Source organism: Bacteroides sp. (assembly GCF_028690125.1).
Classification (GTDB): domain Bacteria; phylum Bacteroidota; class Bacteroidia; order Bacteroidales; family Bacteroidaceae; genus Bacteroides.
On sequence record NZ_JAQVBV010000027.1, the window covers coordinates 39970 to 61461 of the forward strand.

Annotated in this window: 14 protein-coding genes and 1 pseudogene; 4 read left to right on the forward strand and 11 right to left on the reverse strand. The window is 38.2% G+C overall.

The annotated features are described in order from the left end of the window. Positions 1-60: 60 nt before the first annotated feature. Complete coding sequence (locus tag PHO71_RS16450) at positions 61-1344, forward strand: DUF1080 domain-containing protein (protein WP_300205383.1); 1284 nt, start codon at positions 61-63, stop codon at positions 1342-1344. A gap of 808 nt (positions 1345-2152) precedes the next feature. Here PHO71_RS16450 and PHO71_RS16455 read toward each other — a convergent pair. After that, positions 2153-2674, reverse strand: a complete 522-nt coding sequence (locus PHO71_RS16455; RefSeq protein ID WP_300205385.1) for a hypothetical protein — start codon at positions 2672-2674, stop codon at positions 2153-2155. A 503-nt stretch (positions 2675-3177) separates the two neighbouring features. Between PHO71_RS16455 and PHO71_RS16460 the strand changes: the two genes are divergently transcribed. The 3 genes and pseudogenes from PHO71_RS16460 to PHO71_RS16470 all read left to right on the forward strand — a co-directional run. Continuing rightward, the gene (locus PHO71_RS16460; protein ID WP_300205387.1) at positions 3178-5361 is read left to right on the forward strand and encodes a glycosyl hydrolase; all 2184 of its coding nucleotides are present in this window, start codon (positions 3178-3180) and stop codon (positions 5359-5361) included. 167 nt (positions 5362-5528) lie between these two features. Beyond that, positions 5529-6626 carry a tryptophan--tRNA ligase gene (trpS, locus tag PHO71_RS16465; RefSeq protein ID WP_300205389.1) on the forward strand — a complete coding sequence of 366 codons (1098 nt, stop codon included), beginning with the start codon at positions 5529-5531 and terminating at the stop codon, positions 6624-6626. Positions 6627-6773: 147 nt separating this feature from the next. Further along, positions 6774-6983, forward strand: a pseudogene (locus PHO71_RS16470) (IS3 family transposase); the annotation flags it as partial. A gap of 48 nt (positions 6984-7031) precedes the next feature. Here PHO71_RS16470 and PHO71_RS16475 read toward each other — a convergent pair. The 10 genes from PHO71_RS16475 to clpX form a co-directional block, all read right to left on the reverse strand. Beyond that, positions 7032-8219, reverse strand: a complete 1188-nt coding sequence (locus tag PHO71_RS16475) for an OmpA family protein (protein ID WP_300205391.1) — start codon at positions 8217-8219, stop codon at positions 7032-7034. Between the two features lie 103 nt (positions 8220-8322). Beyond that, a complete protein-coding gene (gene mutL, locus PHO71_RS16480) occupies positions 8323-10224 on the reverse strand; it encodes a DNA mismatch repair endonuclease MutL (RefSeq protein WP_300205393.1) in 1902 nt (633 codons plus the stop codon). 70 nt (positions 10225-10294) lie between these two features. Beyond that, positions 10295-10597, reverse strand: coding sequence for a hypothetical protein (locus PHO71_RS16485; protein ID WP_300205395.1), 303 nt, complete (start codon positions 10595-10597; stop codon positions 10295-10297). Position 10598: 1 nt separating this feature from the next. Further along, complete coding sequence (locus PHO71_RS16490) at positions 10599-12329, reverse strand: OstA-like protein (protein WP_300205397.1); 1731 nt, start codon at positions 12327-12329, stop codon at positions 10599-10601. Positions 12330-12348: 19 nt separating this feature from the next. After that, positions 12349-13743: a peptidylprolyl isomerase gene (locus PHO71_RS16495; protein ID WP_300205408.1), complete on the reverse strand. Its 1395-nt coding sequence runs from the start codon at positions 13741-13743 to the stop codon at positions 12349-12351. Between the two features lie 9 nt (positions 13744-13752). Then, entirely contained in the window at positions 13753-14598 is an 846-nt protein-coding gene (locus tag PHO71_RS16500; RefSeq protein WP_300205410.1) for a peptidyl-prolyl cis-trans isomerase, read from the reverse strand. Positions 14599-14651: 53 nt separating this feature from the next. Further along, the gene (locus PHO71_RS16505; RefSeq protein WP_300205411.1) at positions 14652-16196 is read right to left on the reverse strand and encodes a peptidylprolyl isomerase; all 1545 of its coding nucleotides are present in this window, start codon (positions 16194-16196) and stop codon (positions 14652-14654) included. Positions 16197-16328: 132 nt separating this feature from the next. Then, complete coding sequence (gene guaB, locus PHO71_RS16510) at positions 16329-17807, reverse strand: IMP dehydrogenase (RefSeq protein ID WP_300205412.1); 1479 nt, start codon at positions 17805-17807, stop codon at positions 16329-16331. A gap of 87 nt (positions 17808-17894) precedes the next feature. Beyond that, positions 17895-20075 (reverse strand): DNA helicase RecQ, encoded by a 2181-nt coding sequence (recQ, locus tag PHO71_RS16515; protein WP_300205413.1) that lies wholly within the window; start codon positions 20073-20075, stop codon positions 17895-17897. Between the two features lie 171 nt (positions 20076-20246). After that, positions 20247-21491: an ATP-dependent Clp protease ATP-binding subunit ClpX gene (gene clpX, locus PHO71_RS16520; protein WP_300205415.1), complete on the reverse strand. Its 1245-nt coding sequence runs from the start codon at positions 21489-21491 to the stop codon at positions 20247-20249. Position 21492: the final 1 nt, after the last annotated feature.

Consider the following 21492-nt stretch of genomic DNA (forward strand, 5'->3'; position numbering starts at 1 on the left):
GTACATTTGGAAATTGAAACGATCTTAGATCAAATATTAATTCAATCTTATTCTAAAACCATGAAAGTAGTAATAACTAAATCGACTACAGGACTACTCGCAACATGCGCGATGACATTGGCTTTGTTTAGCTCTTGCGAAACAAAACAGAACGTACTAACACCCGAAGAAATTGCTGATGGCTGGCAACTTCTCTTTGACGGTGAAACTCTCGACGGCTGGAAAGACTACAACGGAACTGAACTTACTCAACCTTGGCACGTAGTGGATGGTTGCATCCAGGCGAAAGGTGATGGCAGTGATGCCAGCGGATATATCGTAACGGATAAACAATATGAGAACTTCGAACTTTCATGGGACTGGAAACTTTCAAAAGGTGGTAACAGCGGAATGCTGTATCACGTAGTGGAACGTCCGCAATTTGCCGTACCTTACGTTACAGGTCCGGAGTATCAGTTGATTGACGAACCGAACTTTCCGGAACCGCTCGAAGAATGGCAAAAGTTGGGTGTAGACTATGCGATGCATTTGCCTGACACATCCAAAATGAAAGTCAATGCACAAGGGGAATGGAACAATTCAAAAATCGTATTCGACAACGGACATGTAGAACATTGGTTGAACGGCGAAAAGATACTGGAATTCGAAGCTTGGACAGACGATTGGCACGCAAAGAAAAACAGTGGCAAATGGGCGAACGCACCTGAATATGGTTTGGCTAAAAAAGGTGTACTTTGCTTGCAGGACCACGGTTATCCTGCTTCTTTCCGAAATATTAAAATCAAAGAACTTCCCCGGAAATCGAAAGAAGTCGATTTATTCAATGGTACCGATCTTACAGGTTGGGAACCTTATGGAACGGAACTCTGGTATGTAAAAGATGGTTTACTGGTTTGCGAAAGCGGTCCGGACAAACAATACGGATACCTTGCTACACGCGATTATTATGATGATTTCGACTTAACAGTGGAATTCAAACAGGAAGCAGATGGTAATTCCGGTGTATTTATCCGGTCTTTTATTGAAGAGGGTACAAAAGTAAACGGATGGCAGATAGAAGTGGCTCCGAAAGGTAATGATACAGGTGGAATTTATGAGTCATACGGCCGTGGTTGGTTAGTACAAATTCCGGATGAAAAAGAAAATATCCTGAAAGAAGGCGACTGGAATACTATGCGCATCAAAGTGCAGGGTAACAATGTACAAACGTGGTTAAACGGTCAAGAAATGGTCAATATAGATGACGAAAAGATTGGAGTCGGACAAGGACGTATCGCTTTGCAGATACATGACGGCGGTGGTATCAAGATCCTTTGGCGGAATTTAAAGTTAAAAACTTTATAAGGATAGAGCACCATCCTTGCTGTCTGATTAAGAACAGGTAAGGAGAGGAAAAATAGCTCCAGAACGGAAAAGTCCGGTTTTGGAGCTATTTCTTTTGTCATAACAATACATAAACATTCCGTAATCTATTTTATCGTTTAAGGGAATAGTTACAGATTTGCAGCCAATAGTACTGCCAAGCCTCTAATCATTAGAAAATAATTTGTTAAAGATTTCATTCAGAAACAATTGAAACTTAGGACTTCTAATATAAAAACATCATTTCCTCTATCAACCTATCACTCCACAAAGATGGAGAAGACAAAACATTCCAATCATAGGAACAAAGTTTATCATTATTTCAAACCAGGCAACACACTACTCGGTAAAAGAAAATACCTGATTAATTGGTCGTAACAACCTACAAAACAAAGTGTTCAAAGGCCTAGCAAAAAGTGTTCGAGGCCTTGTAACAAAGTATTCTACCTATTGACCAGATATTAATACCCCTCATCTCAACTATTAATGGCTGACATCTCAACCATTAATAGTTGAGATGAGGGGTATTAATACTCTAGAAAAGATATATATATGTCTGAATAGTTCAATAATTAATATATCATCAAGGTGATTGGTGATAAATGGAGTGATAAGTTAAAACCCAACCTATAGCCATCTAAAAAAATGATGAATAAAGGAGTACAGAAGATTGGTAATAGGTTGATAGAGAAAATGATACTTTTTCTATAGTTCTCCAATCTATTCTGTGTCTCTTATTTCAATGTCAAGAAAGAAATTATTTCTTTGTCAGAAATAGGCGTTGTAATAATTACATATCTACCTCATTCTGAGGTTTAAACTTATCTGACGCCATGTACTCCAAGAGACTTTGTTTAAATTGAGCAGTAGATAATCTGTTCGTCAAATTAGTATCCAGATCCATACCACAAGCCATTAAGTTGCCCTGCCCTACTTTACCTTCAAAAAGCACACCCGGTTTCCTATTCTTACACCAGTCATCAATCACATAAATCAATGGCCTGAAATTGTGGGAAAAATCATCCATTATCATGGCATTGCAACTTACGGCAAGGTCTTTCCATTGGAAGTTTGAATAACCATCCTTGGGGAAAGAAGCAAAAACAGGATGAGCAGGATCACACAGGAAACCTAATATCTGAGAAGGAACATTGTTGATCCAAGCTGTATTCCCAAAAATAGGAGTAAACGCGACTCTGGTATCTCCACCCTTTTCCGGAGTCACCTTTCCATACGAAAGGAACAGCACATTTTCTCCCTGTTTCAGCTTTTCGATAGCTTTATTATCCAATCCATAGGTGATGTAGGACATCTTATCAAGAACTTTTTTCTGCGAAAGATAAACCCATACGTCTCAGCTATTGGTAAACTCCGTATTTTCTAGAAAGAATTCAGGACACCCACTAAGGCAGTTACCTGACCAGGCAAATCGTGCAAGTCGAGTAACTGGAACTACTATAATTAATATTACAAACATAGTGGTTTTGTCCAAACATATAAATAGATAAGAAAAGGAAAGAAATAAATTATCTTATTTTTCTAACATTGGAGGAAAACAAGTTCAAACCTAACATAAAGACTTTAGAAATAATGTAATAGTAGAGTAATATAAGTAAAAAAAACAATGAAGAGATAGAAAAAAGATATGTATTAGGTTATAACAAATAGTTACGATATCCTATAGTGATAATTTAAGAACAGATAATGCCGCAGACTTTCATTATTTATTTATTAAATTAAATTTTACCGAACTATTTACAATGATAAGTCCATAAAAAAGAATACTTTTGTTATCACAATACAATTTAAGCCATAATGAAACATTTATTTAGCACATATTTATTCACGGTCTGCCTATTATTAGGTATTTGTCATATTAGTTTGGTAAAAGCTCAAATTACAACAGGCGAGTTTAAAAACCCTCCTATCAACTATCGACCTATTCCTCTTTGGTTTTGGAACAATAGCACTATTCAGGGAGAAGAACTGCAAACACAATTCCAGCAGATGATAACGAAAGACGGATATGGAGGTTCTGCTATTCTTCCTTTTGGCAACAGATTTCGTCCTAAATATCTTTCGGACGAGTATTTTACTCTTTACGGAAAGGCAATAGAAGAAGCCGAGAAAGCAGGAGTAAAGTTGTCATTGTATGATGAATATGGTTTCCCCAGTGGAAGTATGGGAGCTATCAATGGAGACGATACTCCACGTTTTATGAACAAATATCCGGATGCTACCATTAAACGACTGGATAAGATAGAATATTCGGTATCATCAGGAGGCATATTCAACCAATCTATTCCGAAAGGCGATATAATGGCAGTAGTTGCGATGGATACAATTACTTTCAAACGAATATCATTAAGAAACCAGCTACAAAACGGCAAAGTGAATTGGAATATTCCACAAGGGGCATGGAAGGTGTTTTTCTTTGTCTGCGTAAAAGACGGTGATCCTAATGTGGACTATTTATCGCCAGATGCCGTCAAACTATTCATAAAGGAAACACATGAATCTTATTATAAACATTTTCCTAAAGCTTTCGGTAAAACCATTACCACCACCTTTTTTGACGAGCCTACCATGTATAGGGCAAGTGGAAGAATATGGACGAATGATTTTAACGACAAATTCATCAAACAATACGGATTCTCACCAGATTTGTTATATCCAGCACTATGGTATAACATAGGTGAAGACACTGCCGCCGCACGTAATTATCTATTCGGGTTCCGTTCGCAACTGTATGCAGAAGGATTTATGAAAACGATTCAGGAATGGTCAGAAGAACACAATATCCAATCTACCGGACATCAGGACCAGGAAGAGATTCTAAATCCGGTGAGTGTCTCTGGGGATCTAATGCTATGTGGAAAATATATGGGTATTCCGGGTATAGATAAAATAGGAGGAGGACGACCGACGGAACAATTCTATAAAGTAGTATCTTCTTCTGCCCATAATTGGGATAAAGCATTCGTGATGTCCGAAACATATGGAGCCATGGGAAATATTTCCGTGAAAACTCTTTATCAGATTGCTATGGAGCAGTACACAAAGGGAATCAATCACTTGATCCCTCATGCTGTATGGTACAATGATCAGTCTGTGACATTCCTTCCCGAACTGTCATATCGTAATCCTCTTTATAACAAAGATTTACCTGAGTTCAATCAATTTCTATCACGCTTAAATTATGTTTTAGCCAGAGCAGGTAGCCATGTAGCTGATATTGCGATGGTCTATCCAATAGAATCTTTACAAGCTGAACACTATCTGGACGGTTCTAAAGGTTATTATGAAGGAGGAGTAGACATACCCAATGTTGATTATACCCATATATCAACCATATTGACAGACAGTATAGGAAAAGATTTCACTTATTTACATCCTGAAGTTATCAACGACAAATGTCAAATAAAAAACGGTAAGTTAATTCTCAATAATAAAATCAATAAAGAGAAATACAGTATACTGATTATACCCGGCATGAAAACAATATCAGTAGCCAATTTAAAAATAATAGAAAGGTTTTATAACGCCGGTGGATGTATATTGTTTACCACTCAACTTCCTGAACAATCTGTTGAATTCGGTCAAAACAGGAAAGTCAAAAGTATTATTCAAAGGATGCTAAATAACAATAAAGGCAAAGGAAAAACTTTCTTTATCCCAGACCCTTCGTCGGAAACCATAAAAAGAATATTAGATACGTGCGAACTTACTTTCGATGTAGCTTTCACAAACCAACAACCGCTGAATTACATACATAAAGTATATGATGACTGTTCTGTATACTACTTTGCCAACTTAGGCGAGTCACCACGTAATTCGGAAATAGTACTTAAAGGAAAAATAAATCCGGTTCTATTCAATCCACATACAGGTGAAACAAGTAAAGTATCCTTTAATCATCAAACGATGAATAATACGGATGTTACCATACTAACATTACCTTTACAAGGCAACTCATCCGTATTCCTGATAGAGCAATAGAAGAATGAAATGCTTGTCAATAAATCGTTTCCTTATTGGGTCATTCATACGATTTCGACAAAAGATAAGCAACATATAGCATTATAATGCCAGCTAAGAAAACGTATTTTATTTGTATCTTCTATGGTTTCTAATTATCTTTGTACCTCCATATTAAATATATAGCAATGAGCAAAGAAAAAATTATACTGACGGGGGACCGTCCTACCGGAAGACTCCACATAGGACATTATGTTGGTTCACTGAAACGCAGAGTTGAACTGCAAGATGCGTGTGACTACAGCAAGATGTTTATTTTTATCGCTGATGCGCAAGCATTGACCGACAATATAGATAACCCTGAAAAGGTACGGCAGAATGTGATTGAGGTAGCTCTTGATTATCTTGCTTGTGGACTAGACCCTGAAAAGGCTACTATTTTTATCCAATCTCAGATACCAGAACTATGCGAACTGAGTTTCTACTTTATGGACCTCGTTACAGTGTCTCGCTTACAGCGTAACCCAACTGTAAAGTCAGAGATCCAGATGCGTAACTTCGAAACAAGCATACCAGTAGGTTTCTTTACTTATCCAATCAGTCAGGCAGCAGATATTACTGCTTTCCGTGCAACAACTGTTCCTGTAGGTGAAGATCAAGAACCGATGCTCGAACAGGCGCGCGAAATTGTACGCCGTTTCAATTATATCTATGGTGAAACTCTTGTTGAACCGGAAATACTGTTGCCGGATAACGCTGCTTGTCTGCGTCTGCCGGGAACCGATGGTAAAGCTAAAATGAGCAAATCTTTAGGTAACTGTATCTACCTTTCGGAGAGTGCAGATGAAATCCAAAAGAAAATCATGAGTATGTACACCGATCCGGGACACCTCCGCGTACAAGATCCAGGAAAGATTGAAGGTAATACTGTATTTACTTATCTGGACGCTTTCTGTCGTCCGGAGCATTTTGAACTTTATTTACCGGATTATCCAAATCTGGATGAACTGAAAGCTCATTACCAACGTGGCGGACTGGGCGACGTGAAAGTGAAACGTTTCTTGAATGCTATTATGCAAGAAATGCTCGAACCGATCCGTAACCGCCGCAAAGAGTTCAGCAAAGATATTCCTGCTGTTTATGAAATGTTAAAGAATGGTTGCGAAGTAGCAAGAGCTGCTGCAGCCGATACACTGTCAGATGTGAAAAAAGCAATGAAAATCAATTATTTCGACGATGCGGAATTGATTGCGGAACAGGTGAAACGTTTCTCTGAGCAGGAATAAATAACTCGTAAAAAGAAAACGATATTATAAACTTTATTAATGTGCACCCCAAAAGTTAAATATAAAATTTTTGGGGTGCATTGCATATCTGTATACGATTACACCAATATGATAAATATGGAGAAGCCGGCTTAAATAGAAAGACAAATAATACAAAACATATCCCGCAAAGGTAACTGCCTTGACAATGCAATGGCTCAGAACTTCTTTGGTATCATGAAATCTGAGCTGCTCTATGTAGAGAAGTATGAAACGGTCACTGCTTTTAGGAGGGCTTTATAAGAATATATAGAGTATTACAACAAATTAAAATTAAGAAGAAAGAGTCCGGTGCAATATCGAACTCTTTCTTCTTAATTCTATTAATATTTTAACCTGTCCAACTTTTTGGCGGTCACTTCACAATCAATTATTAGACTCTACCAATACTACACGGTTCAAAATCGGCTGACCAAACTTATCAACACCACCACCAGCAGTGATAGATAATCTATCTGCTGAGATACCATACTTCTTAACTAATAAGTCCTTAACAACTTGGGCACGTTCCATACTCAGTTTTTGGTTAATGGAAGGAGTACCTGTCGCAGAGTCTGCATATCCATTGATTACATATTTAGAATTTGGGAATTCTTTCATCTTGCTTACAAGATATGACAAGTTCATTTCTTCTTGCGGAGACAATTTGTATGAACCAATCGTAAAGAATACAGTACGCGGAGCAATATTTGCATCAGTTACAACAACCTCTTCAGTGTCTTCCACCTCAACCGGTTGTTGTGCATTTGCCAATTGCTGTTGTAAAGCTATGTTAGCAGCTGCCATTGCATTCATCTGATTACGCATCTGTTGTAACTCGAGTTCTGAGATAATCTGAGGAACTGGACGTTGGAATCCACGATTTGGGAAATAATAAGTTAGACCAAGTGTAGCACCAAGCATACCATCATAATCACGTTTACCTCCGTGTTCACCATCAAACTTACCTTCCAAACCCGTTGCACTTAATTCCAGATTCAAGTCAAGCGCATTCGACAAACGGAAACGGTTGATAATACCTGCATTGAACGTAGCCGCATTTACATGAGGTCTTGTGTATGAATGAGTGAATCCAGCACCAATATACGGAATGATTTCATACACACGATTAGGATTGTAACCACCAAACAGAGCATTCAGATTAAACATGATGTCACCATGCAAATTCATATAGTCCCATCTTTGTTTATAACTACCATCGTCTCTAGGACCACCGACTACATATTCTGCAGTCTCACTGGTAGTGAAACCTTTTGCTTGCAATCCGCTATATTGCATACGTAATCCCAAGCCGGGAGTGAACCATTTGCCAAGTGAAACATTCAGTGTAGGAGCTACGCGGTCTCTGAATTTACCAATATGATCATTATTACCAAACAGAACCTGAGCACCACCTCCCACTGAGAAGAACCAGTTACTCCAGAACGGGTTCGTTAATACTTGATATTTGTCTTGTACCTGAATTACTTCGTATTCAGTTACGGTCATAGTCTGTTGCGCAGAAGCGACAGAAGCAACGCCGGCAAAAGCCAGCAACATGAGAATCTTTTTCATATACCTTAATAGTTAAGTGGTTATTATATTCTTTTCTTTGTTGAACTATTTAAATAACACGAACAGAACTAAAAGGTTTTAAGAAAAGATGATTTTATTTGTTTTATTTGAATAATCTTTCGATATCTTCTTCCTTGATAGTTGTCAAAACGATTTTTCCATCTGGGGTATAATTAGGTGAAGGACAGGCAAAAAGACTATCCACCAAACTTACCATTTCATCGTTCCTTAACACCTGACCATAAACAATTGCTGATGCGCGAGCCAATGTTAAAGCTAAAATATTTTGGATTTCTTCTTTGACATCATTTCCTTTTTCCATAGCTGTATGTAGCATATTGCGCACCAACTCCACCGGATTCAATCCTTCAACACCTGCCGGGATACCATTAATAGCATAACTTCCTCCTCCCAGATCACTCAAATCAAAGCCTATTGCCAATAAATCATCCATAATACTTTGTAATACGGCTGCTTCCGAGGCAGGTAACTGTAAGATATCAGGGAAAAGTACCCCTTGTGAGACACCTTGTTTTTGACGTATCTGAAGCATATAGCGATCAAATAGCACACGAATATGTGCCCGGTGTTGATCTATTAGCATTAATCCTGATTTCACAGAAGTCAGAATAAACCGCCCTTTGAATTGCAAATGAAGATTCCCTTTTTCCATCACGGATTCATCAGTATATAATGTAGATGAAATAGCAGACACAGTTGAAACAACACTTTCCTCAGCTATAACCGATTGTTCCACAGAGAATAATTTTTCCCAATCTTTCTCTGATTCAGATTGCAGTTCATTCATTTTGCTAGCTTTAGTCAGCCCACTATACAATCCTTCCCATTCTACCTTCTGACGATTATATGATCCACCATTACCACCTCCAGTGGAAGTTTTGAAAGGATTAAAATCTGAATCATAATGTACTTCCGGAGGTGCAGGAGGGCGATTTTGTTCGAATGCAGGAATATCCGGCATATCCTCCGTATCAAAATCAATAGAAGGAATAGCACTAAACTTTCCTAATGACTCTTTAACGGCCGCCGAAAGAATTTGCCAGATAGCTTGTTCATTCTCAAATTTGATTTCGGTCTTAGTTGGATGGATATTCACATCAATATTAGCCGGATCTACCTCAAAGTAAATAAAGTAAGAGACTTGTTCACCAACAGGAATCAGCTGTTCATAAGCCTCCGTCACGGCCTTATGGAAATAAGGATGACGCATATAACGTCCATTGACAAAGAAATATTGATGTGCTCCTTTCTTACGGGCAGTTTCCGGTTTGGCAACAAAACCCGTTATCTTTGCCATAGTAGTATTAACCTCTATATTTAGCAACTGCTGATTAAGCTTCTTACCAAAAATAGCCATAATACGTTGTCTTAAAAGAGATACAGGTAAATTGAATAATTCTGAATCATTGCTATATAATGAAAAAGCAACTTCCGGATGTACCAGAGCAATACGTTCAAATTCAGCCAGAATATTACTTAACTCTGTAGAATTTGCCTTCAAAAATTTCCGCCGTGCAGGTATATTAAAAAACAGGTTTTTCACAGAGAAGTTACTTCCTTTCGCACAAGAAACAGCTTCCTGACTTTCAACTTTAGAGCCGGCAATGACCAATCTTGTACCTAATTCTTCCGATTCAAGACGTGTTTTCAATTCTACTTGAGCCACAGCAGCAATAGAAGCTAAAGCCTCCCCACGGAATCCCATCGTACGTAAAGCAAATAAATCAGCTGCTTCCCGTATCTTGGAAGTCGCATGACGTTCAAAGGCAAGCCGCGCATCTGTCTCCGACATACCCTTTCCGTCATCAATGATCTGAATGCAAGTTTTTCCCGCATCAGTCACTAACACATGGATATTTTGGGCATCTGCATCAATTGCATTTTCTACCAGCTCCTTGATGACAGATGCGGGACGCTGTATCACTTCACCGGCAGCAATCTGATTAGCTACCGAATCAGGCAGCAAATGTATTATATCGCTCATAATTATCAATTTAAAAGGTAAAAATGAAGAATCCGGCCCACAATCTATATCATAAGTCTTTAATCTTCGATTAAAACGACCAATTTCCTGTATGTAAATAATGCCACAAGAACAGGAGAAAAGCTACAATAAGCAATATGATTCCAAAAGAAACAGGCTTTCGACCACTAGCTTTTCTTCGTTTCAGGTGTGTAGTTCCTTCAACAAACTTTCCACGAATGTCTTCCGGAGTAAACTCTTTCTCAGGAAGCATCCCCAAATCACGTTTTGCCTTATCCTCCATCTTAGCAAGTTTTTCCTTCCGCTCATCCACATAAATATATTGATGATTAAATCTGCGAGGTTTTCTCATTGAATTGAAAAACATTCCCATACTATTTCATATTAATCAGGTTTCGCTTATCTGTTTTCGGTTTCCTATCAGTTGTCGGTTTCAACGACTCTCCTGCCTTCTTGCCCCTCCAATCAAATATATCGTCTTTACTCAAAGGACGAATATAATCGAACCAAGCAAATGTGGGCAGACGTAACTTATCGGGTGGTATCTGGTCCATTGGATACATGGTTCCATTCGACTTACCGTCAAATTTTCCTTTCTCCATTTTCCTTTCTTTCAAAAAAAGATGGAGTAAACTTCCTTCCGAGTTATTAAATCCAGTCATTGTACTATCTTTCTCTTCCGGATAAAAAGCTGTTTGAACATTGCCAATCACTTCAATATGCCGCATATCACCATCTACAAAGTATGCTTTCATTTCTTTTCCGGCTACTTGATTGTAATGAATTGAATCTTTCATCTCTACTGTCAGTGCCTGATTAATAATATGTACCCAATCAATCGTACTATCATTCATATAGATTTTAATCTCTTCACCTAGTAACTGTTGTCCTTCATTCCAAAGAATCGGGTCACGATACATGGTCATACATGAATCCTTTGAATTATAAACCAATGAGTCGCAAACTCCTTGTACATCCGTACGATACATACGCACTTTGTGGTATGCCTTCATCAAACGATACAAAGAATCTGTATTCAAGTTATAAGATACAACCTGCAAAGTATCTCCATGCAAGTATAAGCTGTCACCTTGAGAGTAATCTATTGCAACGGCGCGTTTTGTAGCAAAGGCAGAGTCAGTCAATTCATTATAAAAACAATAATCGCCTGTCAGTATATTCTTATTAATAGTATCATTCATTCGTACATTTTCAAATGCCTCACCATATCCGGCTTTCCTATCGTAGAATAAACTGTCACCGACCAATTTCTTACCTTGATTCGTCAAAATGGAACGATCCAGTAATTCCGCCTGTTCACTCAATGTATTATAAAGGCCCCGTTCAGAATAGATATGATTATTATCACTTACAATATTAGAAGGACCTAGGATATTGGCTACTTTATTGAATGTATTATACCTCAATGTATCAGACGTCAATACAAATTTTGGATTTACCAGTTTTACATCATGGTTGAATACAGACTGCTTGGTAGCGGGACTGTATTCTCCCCAATCTGAAGTTAGCACATTTTCTTCGTCCATGAGCGTTCCACCCTCAAAATAGTACCCAAGATCGTATAGACGGTCATAGTTTAAGCTATCAGTCAGCAAAGTGGTATTCCGATTAACCATCTTCACATTTTCACGTAATTGAGCTATTTGCGTTTGTCCATCGTAGTAAAGATAATCTGCATCAATAAACAAAGTATCTCCTTGGCGCATTTTGACATTATCAAATGCTTCAAATGAATTAGTCTTCTCAAAAAGCAATGCACTGTCACAATACATATACATACTGTCATGGCGAATCTCGACATTACCAATTAAGATTTGTATATCAGGACGTAGTTGCTTATCAGCATGCACTTCATCAGAATGCAACAAATGGACTTTTGTTTTTTTATTCTGTGGCTGCATATTGGTACTTTGCTTTGTTTTAGACGTATCATTAGTCGTCTTCGTTCTGGAATCCGAAGCATTTAATTTCTGTCCGGTAGGTTTTATCTGGGCTACAAGACATACGCCAAACAGGCATAGAAAGGCTATCAGAAGCCATCTATGCCTGTCTTGTTGTTTTTCTTTTTTATTCAGTTTCAGCATAAAATCAAGCTGTTAAACATCAATCCTTCTTAATCCAACCCGGATATTTGAAGTCACACTTTTGCCAGTTTTCGTTGATGCGAACATAAGTATGTCTCTGTTTTTCAAGAATCCACTTATGCAATACTTCTTCCCGGCGTTTTGCCATCACAATGTCCCTTAAATCCTGATAGTCCTCCGCAATGGTCGCCTTATGTCCATTGATCTTAGCTTTCAATTTTACAATGGCGCAAACTTCTCTACCATCCTTCTCATTGATCATAGGAAATGCCTTTGAAACCTCACCAACATTCATTTGATCTACGATTTTAGCAACATCCTGAGGAAGATCCTGCATCTCAAACTTAGAAGTAGTCACACCTGTATTCTCATTGATATTAACCATGATTCCATGATTGTTACGGGTATCTTTATCATGAGAAATAACAGCTGCCGCATCATCAAAAGAGAACTTGTTGTTACGAATTTGATCAGCAACTGAATCCAGGCGAGCACAAGCCTCCAACAACTCCTTGTCTGCAACTTTCGGCTTCAATAAAATATGACGAGTTTTAATACGGTCACCACGTTTCTCAATCAACTGAATAATATGATAACCAAACTCAGTCTCCACAATCTTAGATACCTTCTTGGGGTCTTGCAAACTGAATGCCACATTTGCATAAGACGGTTCTAACATACCACGTCCCATAAACTCCATCTCACCGCCTCTGTATGCTGTACCCTTATCTTCGGAATACAAACGGGCTAAAGTAGAAAAATCAATTTCTCCCTTCGTTATACGGTCTGTATATTCACGCAACTTTTTCTTTACATCCTCTATTTCGGACACTGGAATTTTGGGTTGAAGAGTAATAATCTGTACTTCTACCTGAGTAGGAATATAAGGAATACTATCTGAAGGAAGATCTTTGAAGTAACGACGCACTTCCGAAGGAGTGATTTTAATTTCTCCAACCAATTTTTGTTGCATTTTCTGTACTGTTATGCCATCACGAGCATTATCACGTAGAGCTTCACGGATCTGGTTAGGAGTCTTATTCTGATTCTCAAAGAAATACTCTTCCATCTTTTCCCTAGAGCCTAGTTGATCTATATAATAGTTAAGTAATCCATCCGTACGTTGAATTATTTCCGATTCCGACACTTCAATACTATCCAGCTTAGCCTGATGTAAAAATAACTTCTGAACGGCAATTTCTTCAGGAATTATACAATAAGGATCTCCATCAAACTTGCGTTGTTTATACAGGGCATCCATACGTGCCTCTTCTACATCCGATTTCAAAATAGCTTCGTCACCAACTACCCAAACTACTTCATCAATCACATTGTCCTGTGCATATGTTTCCATATTAACAAATATCGCCAAGACTAGGATAACAACAAATCTAAAGTTTATAAACTTCTTCATTCTTTGTATTTAATAATTATATATAATCTTTTTCTTATCTACTGCTCGTTGATACAGATCACCTTTTACTTGTTCCATAAAGTCCACACATTTTTGATTGACCAATAAGTCTTGCACTTCTGAACGAGCAAATTCATACGGTTTTTCATCTCCTACTCCTCGATAATCACTAACATTCAGAAAATAGTAAAATGCCGTATCTTTTAATTCCACCTGACGGTGCTTGTTCACATATTCTTCCGGTGACTCCATATCAAGTGGAATCATATCCAATATATCTGTTACAGAAACCCATTTATTATAGAAATACTCATACTTTACAGCATTTTGTAAACTATACTTCTCCAACATTTCCACCACATCCTGCTTCTCCGTTTTATACCAACGACGCACATTATTCAGTTGAGGAGCAGTTAGTGGAACCTTAATAAACAAACCTTTAATCAATGGATGCTCCAGCTTGAACAATTCTTTATTTTTTTCATAATAATCCAATACTTCTTCTTCTGGAATATCATTTGTTAACTTCTGATTGATCAGTTCCTGTTGATAAGTGTGCATAATCAAAGCTTTTCGATAATTTTCCACTAACTTATCTACATCCATATTATCGGGAATATTATTCTCTGCTTTCTCATATAACAAAATATCTTCTGCCCAACTACGAATATAATGCTCAGCAAAAAGAGTACTATCATCTTTTGACAATCCGACCGGAAGTACAGACATCAAATCTTCTTTATATAAAAAGTTACCGTGCACCTCTACTAAAGGAGTCTTTCCTTTATGGTCATGCATTTCTTTACACGCTCCAAAGCAAAGAAGGGTTATTAGCAAGAAGACTATTATTCGCATTGTCTATTAGAATCTACTATTTCAGGTACGAAGATAGTGAATAATCGGTTACATCAGTTATTATTAACGGTTTTTAAAACCTCTTGGTTAATTTCAACCTTACCGGAAACCTGCAATTCCCGCTCCCAATGTGTATCAAGATAGTTTTTATAATCCTTTCTCACCTGTTCTAGGACCTCCCTATAATCGTCCGGTCCCTTCTTTTTTTCGCCCACTACAATAGTAAAAGGATAGTACATATCTGATTCAAAACCACTTCTTTTAAAAACCAATTTATCTACATATTTATTATCTCCGTCGCCAAAATTACCTTGTTCGAATTTTATCTTTTCCGCAATGGATGTATTAAATGTTTTCCGTAATGTATCTGCCCACTCTTTTTCAGGTACTTTCTTCAAAAGCTTTTTAGCTTGTTTGGCTATTTTTTTATCAGCACAATGCAAAACGATACCTTTGAATTTTGGACTTACCCACCGATAATTTGCTTGATGAAAGTTAAAATAAGTAGCCAGTCCCGCCCGATCATTCATTGACGGCAAATCAACTTGCTGACGTTTCACCTCTGTAACCAGATAATTTTCTTCATATTCCTGCATAGCAGAATGAACTTCCGGATGTTTACTTTCCAATTTTTCACTTTCGAAATCCAGTAACGACTTTGCTATAAAACTATTCAACTGCCGCTTTACAGACAAAGGATAGGAAGAAGCAAACCGTTTAAACATAGCATCGGTATACTTCTGCCCATCAATAGTAAACAGTTCTAGCGTAGTTACTCCGTTCTTCAATAGTTCCTCTATCCCTTGTTGATTAGAAGTATAATGATAGTCTTTTTTCAAACGTTCAACTACTGCTCGCGTACCTCTATTCAAAATTTGTAAGTCATTCAATTGTTCTGAGAGTTTACCTGAAAGACTCTCATATGCAGGTAATTCTTTCTGATCAACCACTTTTAAAATATGCAATCCTTCAGGAGTAAAAAAGGGCTTAGACACCCCACCTTTTGGCAAAGAGAAAGCGATTTCCTCAAACTCAGAAGTTGTTTGTAAAGACTCTACCCATCTACAACGTTTATCATCAGAATATTTCTCCACCAAAGCAGCAAAATCTATTTCAGGCTTCTCTACTATAACTCTATATAAAGAGTCCATCCGGTTCTGTTCCTCCTGCAGATGTTTAACAGATACAGTCTGAGGCAGATATTTAAATAGTTGCATCACTTGCACTTGCCCTTTTCCATGCGTTAATTGCATTTTCTGATACAGCACGCGAGAGCAGCTATCCATTGCCAATGTATCTATAAGATAAGATTTACGTAAATATTCGAGGTACTCTTTTCGTCGATCACGAAAGTTTAAAGTAGTATCAAGCCCTATCGTTTTTGCAGCATCAACCTTCAACTTATATAGAATGAAAGATTTAGTATATTCCATTGGAGAAGGCTTTACTTCTGAAATCTCAATATGACGCCGATAAGCATATTCAAACTCGGAGCGAAGTATTTCTTTCCCATTAATTCTCATCAACACCGGATCCTCTTGGGCAAAAGACAATGCTCCGCAAAGACAAATTCCTCCTAACAATAAACTCCTTTTCATACCATATTCTTAACTTTTCAAATGACATACAAATAGCGAATGGTAAAATAACACAAACGGTGAATGGTAAGCGCCATACGTAAAGCATAGCTGTTCACCGTTCACCGTTCATTATTTACTGTTTCTTATATCTTATTCCGGACGACTGTAGTTAGGCGATTCACTAGTAATCGTAACATCATGCGGATGACTTTCCATTACTCCGGCATTAGTGATACGTGTAAACTTCGCATCATGCAATTTTTCTATACTAGCAGCACCGCAATATCCCATACCTGCACGTAAGCCACCCGTCAGTTGATAAACCACTTCAAAAAGAGTACCTTTATAAGGAACACGGGCAGCAATACCTTCCGGAACCAACTTCTTCACATCAGCTGTTCCACTTTGGAAATAACGATCTTTTGAACCATTCTCCATTGCTTCCAAAGATCCCATACCGCGATAAGATTTGAATTTACGTCCATTAAAGATAATAGTATCACCTGGAGACTCTTCTGTTCCTGCAACCAATGAGCCAATCATTACACAATATCCTCCAGCAGCCAATGCTTTCACAACATCACCGGAATAGCGTAAACCACCATCGGCAATCAAAGGAATGCCTGTTCCTTTTAATGCTTTTGCCACATCATATACAGCAGAAAGCTGAGGAACACCAACACCGGCAACAACACGGGTAGTACAAATAGAACCCGGACCAATACCAACCTTTACAGCATCAGCGCCTGCTTCTACCAGTGCTTTTGCAGCTTCACCGGTAGCAATATTACCTACTACTATATCAATATCCGGAAACCGTTTCTTTGCCTCTTTCAATTTTTCAATCACATACATCGAATGACCGTGAGCAGTGTCAATTACGATAGCATCTGCACCCGCAGTTACCAAAGCCTGCATACGATCCAAAGTATCAGCTGTCACACCAACACCAGCGGCTACACGTAAACGCCCCTTAGAATCCTTGCAAGCCATAGGCTTATCTTTTGCTTTCGTTATATCTTTATAGGTTACAAGACCTATCAATTTTCCGTCTTTACCAACAATCGGCAGCTTTTCAATCTTATGTTCCTGAAGAATTTGAGCAGCAGATTCAAGATCTGTAGACTGGTTAGTTGTCACCAATCGTTCTTTCGGAGTCATCACATGATCGATATGTTTGTCCATATCCTTCTCAAAACGCAAATCTCTATTAGTAACAATACCGACTAGATAACCCTCATCATCCACCACAGGAATACCACCGATTTTATATTCAGCCATTATGTTCAAAGCATCAAGTACAGTAGAGCCTCTCTTGATCGTGATAGGGTCATAAATCATACCATTTTCGGCACGCTTTACGATAGCAACTTGTCTTGCCTGGTCCTCAATAGACATATTTTTGTGAATCACACCAATACCACCTTCGCGAGCAATGGCAATAGCCATTTTCGCTTCAGTAACCGTATCCATGGCAGCCGTCACAAAGGGAATTTTTAACTCAATGTTTTTTGAAAACCTTGTCGAGAGATCGACAGTACGCGGTAAAACTTCAGAATAAGCAGGGATCAACAGTACATCGTCGTAAGTTAATCCGTCCATTACAATCTTATCAGCAATAAATGACATAGGGATATGCGTTTAAAATTTATTGCGTGCAAATATACGGTTTTTATTCAAAAACCGCATACCTGCACGCCTATTTTTTTCGCTTTTTTAATTTGCCATTTCAGAGATAAACTTAATACGAACCAAACGGACTTCTTCTTCAGTAAATTCATCGCCTAATTCGTCCAATGCATCATCTATTTTATCTGTAGTAGATTCCTTAAAATAATCATAGATATCAAGTAAATGATCCTCATCCATAATCTCTTCAAGGAAGTAATCGATATTCAACTTTGTTCCAGAATAAACAATTGCTTCTACTTCATCCAACAAATCACCGAACTCAATACCTTTGGAAAGAGCGATATCATCTAAAGCCACTTTGCGATCAATGGCCTGAATAATTGACACTTTCATCTTAGACTTATTAGCAACAGTTCGTACGCGTAAGTCTTCAGGACGTTCTATTTCGTTTTCTTCACAATGACGTTTGATCAATTTGCAAAATTCTTCACCATAGCGCTTTGCTTTACCAGCACCTACACCTGGGATATTCTGCAATTCATCTAATGTCACAGGATAAATAGTTGCCATCGCCTCTAAAGATGGATCCTGAAAAATGACATAAGGAGGAACTTCCAATTTCTTTGAAAGTTTCTTTCGCAAGTCCTTTAACATCGAGTAAAGAGCAGGGTCTACTGCACAAGAGCCACCGCCACGTGCAGGAACCTCTTCTTCTGTCTCTTCGAAGTCATTATCCTCGGTAATTTTAAACGATTTTGGTTTTTTCAGGAACCTGTGTCCATCTTCAGTTACTTTCAAGAGACCATAATTCTCCACATCTTTACTCAAGTAACCAGCAATTAATGCCTGGCGAATCACCGCATTCCACGTTTTATCTTCTTCACCCATTCCCGATCCAAACACTTCAAGATCTTCATGTAGGTGAGCTTGTATTTCTGACGTTTCTTTACCTTGTAATATGTCTATAATATAATCTGCTTTAAAATTTTCTTTTACCGCGATAATTGCTTCAATCACGGTACACAATAACTCTTGAGCCTCCACTTGTTTTTTAGGGTTTAAACAGTTGTCACAATTTCCACAATTTTCTTCCGTATATTCTTCACCGAAGTAATGCAACAATGTCTTACGACGGCATACGGAAGATTCGGCATAAGCAGCAGTTTCCAATAAAAGCTGTTTGCCTATTTCCTGCTCAGCTACAGGTTTTCCTTGCATAAACTTTTCCAGTTTCTGCAAGTCTTTATTTGTATAAAAGGTTATACACTGACCTTCACCACCATCTCTACCGGCACGACCAGTCTCTTGATAATATCCTTCCAGACTCTTCGGTATATCATAATGAATCACGAATCTCACATCCGGTTTATCAATTCCCATTCCGAAAGCGATAGTTGCTACAATTACTTCTACCTTTTCCATCAAGAAATCATCCTGATTCTTCGTTCGTGTCATCGAATCCATTCCGGCATGATAAGGTCGCGCATTGATACCATTTGCCTGAAGAATTTCAGCTAGTTCCTCTACTTTCTTCCGGCTCAGACAATAAATAATACCCGATTTTTCCGAATTATTTTTGATAAACTTAATGATATCCCTATCAATATTACTAGTCTTTGCACGTACCTCATAATAAAGGTTTGGACGATTGAAAGATGATTTAAAAACCTGAGCATCTACCATTCCCAGATTCTTCTGGATATCATGTTGTACCTTTGGCGTTGCAGTTGCCGTCAGTGCTATCAAAGGAGCTTTTCCGATTTCATTGATGATAGGACGTATCCTCCGGTACTCCGGACGGAAATCATGACCCCATTCAGAAATACAGTGAGCTTCATCTACAGCATAAAACGAAATCTTTACAGAACGCAGAAAATCCACGTTTTCCTCCTTCGTCAATGACTCAGGCGCTACATATAGCAGTTTTGTTTTTCCGGCAAGAATATCAGACCGGACCTGGTCTATCGCACTTTTATTCAATGAAGAATTAATAAAATGAGCAATGCCATCTTCTTCACTGAAGTTACGCATTGCATCCACTTGATTCTTCATCAGTGCAATCAACGGAGAAATAACAATCGCCGTACCTTCCATCAAAAGAGAAGGCAACTGATAGCATAGAGATTTTCCACCACCGGTAGGCATCAACACAAAGGTATCTCCACCATCGAGCAAATTATGAATGATTGCTTCCTGATTTCCTTTGAATTTATCAAATCCGAAATACTTTTTCAGTTCATCTGTTAAATTAATCTTCCCTGCCATCTTTAACTTTAGGTTGTTTTATTCAGTTCATGGTTTAACTATAGAAAAGCACTCTTTATATGAGAGCCTTAACAAAGTTATAAACAACTTCTTAATTACCAAGCAAAATACGACTAATATTTTCAAGAAAAAACAGAAAAAATCATTTTTACTAGCCTTTACCTTCTGATATTAAGCGGTTTGTAGTCTTGCCATATTCGCCTTTTCGAGTTGATTATTTGCATAATCCAGCGTCACTTTATACTCTTTCTTGTTTTCTGATGGGATTTCAAACATGACATCCATCATGATCGTCTCTACAATAGAACGCAATCCACGAGCACCAAGTTTATATTCCACTGCTTTATCAACAATATATTCGAAAACCGATTCTTCAAATGTAAGTTTTACACCATCCATTTCGAATAATTTGATATATTGTTTGATAATAGAATTTTTAGGTTCGGTAAGAATAGCACGAAGCGCATTACGATCCAAAGGATTCAAATATGTCAGCACCGGAAGACGTCCGATAATCTCGGGAATCAATCCGAATGACTTCAAATCCTGGGGAGCTATATACTGCATCATATTGCTCTTGTCAATCACTGCTGTTTTTTGAGAAGCAGTATAACCTACGACATGAGTATTCAAACGTTGTGCTATTTTCTTCTCGATACCATCAAAAGCACCGCCACAAATAAAGAGAATATTCTTGGTATTTACCGGAATCATTTTTTGGTCAGGATGCTTACGACCTCCTTGAGGAGGAACATTCACTACCGAACCTTCCAACAATTTCAGTAAACCTTGTTGCACTCCCTCCCCACTCACATCACGAGTAATAGAAGGATTATCTCCCTTTCGGGCAATCTTATCGATCTCATCAATAAACACGATTCCCTGTTCTGCTTCAGGCACATTATAATCTGCCACCTGAAGCAAACGAGTTAGGATACTTTCGATATCTTCTCCCACATAACCGGCTTCAGTCAGTACAGTAGCATCCACAATCGTAAACGGAACATGGAGTAACTTGGCAATTGTACGTGCCAACAAGGTTTTTCCGGTTCCAGTACTACCTACCATGATGATATTTGACTTTTCAATCTCGACATCATCACCGCTGTCTTTTTGCAAAAGGCGCTTATAGTGGTTGTACACAGATACAGACAAGAAACGCTTTGCGTCATCCTGTCCGATCACATACTGATCAAGGAATTTCTTGATTTCTACCGGTTTGGGTAGTTCTTTTAAATTAAGTTTAGCAGTTCCTGAACCTTTCTTGCTTTCTCCTAATGCTTCCTGAGTAATCTCATAAGCCTGAGTAGCGCAGCTGTCGCAGATATAGCCGTTCATTCCTGTAATCAGAAATCCGACTTCATTCTCCGACCGTCCGCAGAAACTGCATTTTTTCTTTGTCTTTGAATCAGCCATT